Genomic DNA, 3,997 nt, shown 5'->3' on the forward strand with positions numbered 1-3,997 from the left:
GCTCGTACGCGCGGCGCCGACGCCGGGCTCCCGCCCCCCGTCTCCGTCCGTCCCGCGCCCGGGCCCCTCCGTCCCCTGCGCTACGAGATCCGCCGGGCCACCGGCGTCGCCACGGGGTTCCTCGTCGGGGCGGCCGTGCTCGTCACGTCCGCGCTCACCGCCGTCCTGCTGGCACGGGCCGGACACACCCCGCAGCCGCGCCTGCTGGCCGCGTGGCCGAGGGAGCTGCCGCTGCCGCCCGCGGCGCTCGGCGCGGGACTGCTCGGCGCGCTGGCCTTCGGCGACGAGTTCCGCCACCCCGCGCTGGCGGCGGACCGCGGCACCGTGCCGCGGCGGCTGGGGCTGCTGACCGCCAAGCTCCTCGTCGCCTCGGCCACCGCGCTGGTGCTGGCCGTCCTCACCGTCGGGTGCGACGCCGAGCTGCTCCGCCTGATCTACGGACGGGAGATCGCCGAGGTCCCCGCCGACTGGTTGCCGCTGAGCGCGGGTTGGTGCGGCCTCGTGACCGGGTGCGCCTGCGCCGGCGTGCTGGCCGCGGGCGTGTTCCGGTCCACCACCGCCGGCCTCGCGGCCGTGGTCGCGGTGCCCCTTCTCGTCGTGCCGCTCGTGCACAGGGTGACGGAGGGGCCCCCGGTGCGCACCCCGGTCCCGCTCGCGTCGCGGCTGCGGGACGGCGGGCCGCTCCGGTGGCCCTTCGGGGGCGAACGCCAGATGGACGCGGTCCTGCGCCTGGCCGCCCAACCCGTGGGCGGCGCACTGGCGTTGTCGCTGGCGGCACTGCTGTGCGCGTATCTGCTCACCGGTCTGCGGAGCAGGGCCCGGTGACGACCGTCCGTGAGCGCCTCGGTCCATCCCTGCCCGCAACTCCCCGCAAAAAGCGCATTTCCCTCCGATAAGGCGTCAATTGCGAAGGGGTGAGCGATCACCCTTTCGTGTGCTTTTCACCAAAGACCTCAAGGGAGTTGGAACCGACGCCGACAAAGGATGCGTGAGTACCCTTGCGCACACCATGATGACCGCCGCCCGCTCCGCAGACTCCGGCCTCGCGAACCCGGGCGAACTCGACCGCTACCCCTACGCCGAGGCGTCCGCCGCCGACCGCGTCGGGGCCCCTGCCTGGGACGGCGCGGATCCGGAGCTCGGCCGTGTGGGCCGGCGGGCCGCGGGCAGCCGCGGCCGCGGACTGCACGGCCAACTCGTCCAGCAGTTGGGTCAGATGATCGTTTCCGGGGACCTGGGCGCCGACCGCCCGCTGGTGCCGGAGGAGATCGGCCAGCGCTTCGAGGTCTCCCGCACCGTCGTCCGCGAATCGCTCCGCGTCCTGGAGGCCAAGGGTCTGGTCAGCGCCCGGCCGAACGTCGGCACGCGCGTGCGCCCCGTCAGTGACTGGAACCTCCTCGATCCCGACATCATCGAGTGGCGGGCCTTCGGGCCGCAGCGGGACGACCAGCGCCGTGAGCTCAGCGAGCTGCGCTGGACGATCGAGCCGCTCGCCGCCCGCCTGGCGGCCGGCCACGGACGGGAGGACGTCCAGCAGCGTCTGACCGACATGGTGGAGATCATGGGCCATGCCCTGGGACAGGGCGACGCCCTCACGTTCGCTCGCGCCGACTCCGAGTTCCACTCCCTGCTCATCCAGGTCGCCGGCAACCGGATGCTGGAGCACCTCTCCGGCATCGTGTCCGCCGCCCTGCAGGTCTCGGGCGGCCCGGTCACGGGCTGTGAGCGGCCGAACGAGACCTCCCTGGCGCAGCACGGCCGGATCGTCGACGCCCTCGCCGACGACGACGGCGCGGCGGCCGAGGCGGCCATGCGCCAATTGCTCACGGTCCATCCAGAGGTGGAACGCGTGGTGCCCGCTCCGCGCGAGCACTGACCCGCGTTCCCCGGGCGGCCCGGCCCGGCGTGCCATCCCCCTCCTGTGGCAGCGCCCCACCGGTGAACCGTCCCCCTGTCGGACCCCGCGGGATCATTCGACGATCCCGCGGGGTCCGACAGTCAGAAGAGCGTGGCAGACTCGGAAGGGTGACCTCCTCGCCCCTGAGTGAACGCGTTCGTAGTCTTTTGAAGGATTATGTGTGCTTGTGGAGTGTGACTCGGGCCACGCGGATGGGGCGTAACGCTCCTGGGAAGAACGCGATGACCTAAGAGGTGACAGCCGCGGAAGGAATACGGACGCCGTTCACGGCGCTGTGCATCTTCCCCGGCCCCCCGCCCGCGCCGTCGGCCCATCCCCAAGCCGGCGGTCGGCTCCTGTCCACTGCGGACGGGGCCGGAAGCCGTTTTCCAACGTTCCGAGAGGTTGTTCGTGTCGGCCAGCACATCCCGTACGCTCCCGCCGGAGATCGCCGAGTCCGTCTCTGTCATGGCGCTCATTGAGCGGGGAAAGGCTGAGGGGCAGATCGCCGGCGACGACGTGCGTCGGGCCTTCGAAGCTGACCAGATTCCGGCCACTCAGTGGAAGAACGTACTGCGCAGCCTCAATCAGATCCTCGAGGAAGAGGGTGTGACGCTGATGGTCAGTGCCGCGGAGCCCAAGCGCACCCGCAAGAGCGTCGCAGCGAAGAGTCCCGCCAAGCGCACCGCCACCAAGACGGTCACCGCCAGGACGGTGACCGCCCGGAAGGCCACAGCCACCGCGACTCCGGCGGCGCCCGCCGCCGACCCCGCCGCCGAGGAGGAGGCGCCCGCCAAGAAGGCGGCCGCCAAGAAGACGACCGCGAAGAAGGCGGCCGTCAAGAAGACGACCGCGAAGAAGGCGGCCGCCAAGAAGACCACGGCCAAGAAGGACGACGTCGAGCTGGGCGACGACGAGGTCCTCGAGGACGCCAAGGTCGCGGAGGAGCCCGAGGGCACCGAGAACGCCGGTTTCGTGCTCTCCGACGAGGACGAGGACGACGCGCCCGCCCAGCAGGTCGCGGCCGCCGGTGCCACCGCCGACCCGGTCAAGGACTACCTCAAGCAGATCGGCAAGGTCCCCCTGCTCAACGCCGAGCAGGAGGTCGAGCTCGCCAAGCGCATCGAGGCGGGCCTGTTCGCCGAGGACAAGCTGGCCAACTCCGACAAGCTGGCGCCCAAGCTCAAGCGCGAGCTGGAGATCATCGCCGAGGACGGCCGCCGCGCCAAGAACCACCTGCTGGAGGCCAACCTCCGCCTGGTGGTCTCCCTGGCCAAGCGCTACACCGGCCGAGGCATGCTCTTCCTGGACCTCATCCAGGAGGGCAACCTCGGTCTGATCCGCGCGGTGGAGAAGTTCGACTACACCAAGGGCTACAAGTTCTCCACGTACGCCACCTGGTGGATCCGCCAGGCGATCACCCGCGCGATGGCCGACCAGGCCCGCACCATCCGTATCCCGGTGCACATGGTCGAGGTCATCAACAAGCTCGCGCGCGTGCAGCGCCAGATGCTCCAGGACCTGGGCCGCGAGCCCACCCCGGAGGAGCTGGCCAAGGAGCTCGACATGACCCCGGAGAAGGTCATCGAGGTCCAGAAGTACGGCCGCGAGCCCATCTCCCTGCACACCCCGCTGGGCGAGGACGGCGACAGCGAGTTCGGTGACCTCATCGAGGACTCCGAGGCGGTCGTCCCGGCCGACGCGGTCAGCTTCACGCTGCTGCAGGAGCAGCTGCACTCCGTCCTGGACACCCTGTCCGAGCGCGAGGCGGGCGTCGTCTCCATGCGCTTCGGTCTCACCGACGGTCAGCCGAAGACCCTCGACGAGATCGGCAAGGTGTACGGCGTCACGCGCGAGCGCATCCGCCAGATCGAGTCCAAGACCATGTCGAAGCTGCGTCACCCGTCGCGTTCGCAGGTGCTGCGCGACTACCTCGACTAGGTCCGTCCGCCCACGACGCACCGCGTCGTGCACCGGCTCGCGTCAGGCCCGGTTCCCGTTCCCGGGATGCTGTTGGTTAATTCGGGCCTGGTCACTTCGCCCCGCCGCTATGCGGCGGGGCGAAGTGCTGTCAGGGGGCTGATGCGGGTACGGGCTCGG

At 70.9% G+C, this 3,997-nt stretch carries 2 protein-coding genes and 1 pseudogene; all 3 read left to right on the forward strand.

The features are described from left to right. Positions 1-825, forward strand: a pseudogene (locus ABTY20_RS34880) (ABC transporter ATP-binding protein); the annotation flags it as partial. Positions 826-988: 163 nt separating this feature from the next. Next, entirely contained in the window at positions 989-1,876 is an 888-nt protein-coding gene (locus tag ABTY20_RS34885; RefSeq protein ID WP_352001154.1) for a FadR/GntR family transcriptional regulator, read from the forward strand. Between the two features lie 432 nt (positions 1,877-2,308). Beyond that, entirely contained in the window at positions 2,309-3,838 is a 1,530-nt protein-coding gene (locus tag ABTY20_RS34890; RefSeq protein WP_352001155.1) for an RNA polymerase sigma factor, read from the forward strand. The last annotated feature ends 159 nt before the right edge of the window (positions 3,839-3,997 follow it).

This window comes from Streptomyces sp. NPDC126497 (assembly GCF_040302425.1).
Taxonomy (GTDB): Bacteria; Actinomycetota; Actinomycetes; order Streptomycetales; family Streptomycetaceae; genus Streptomyces.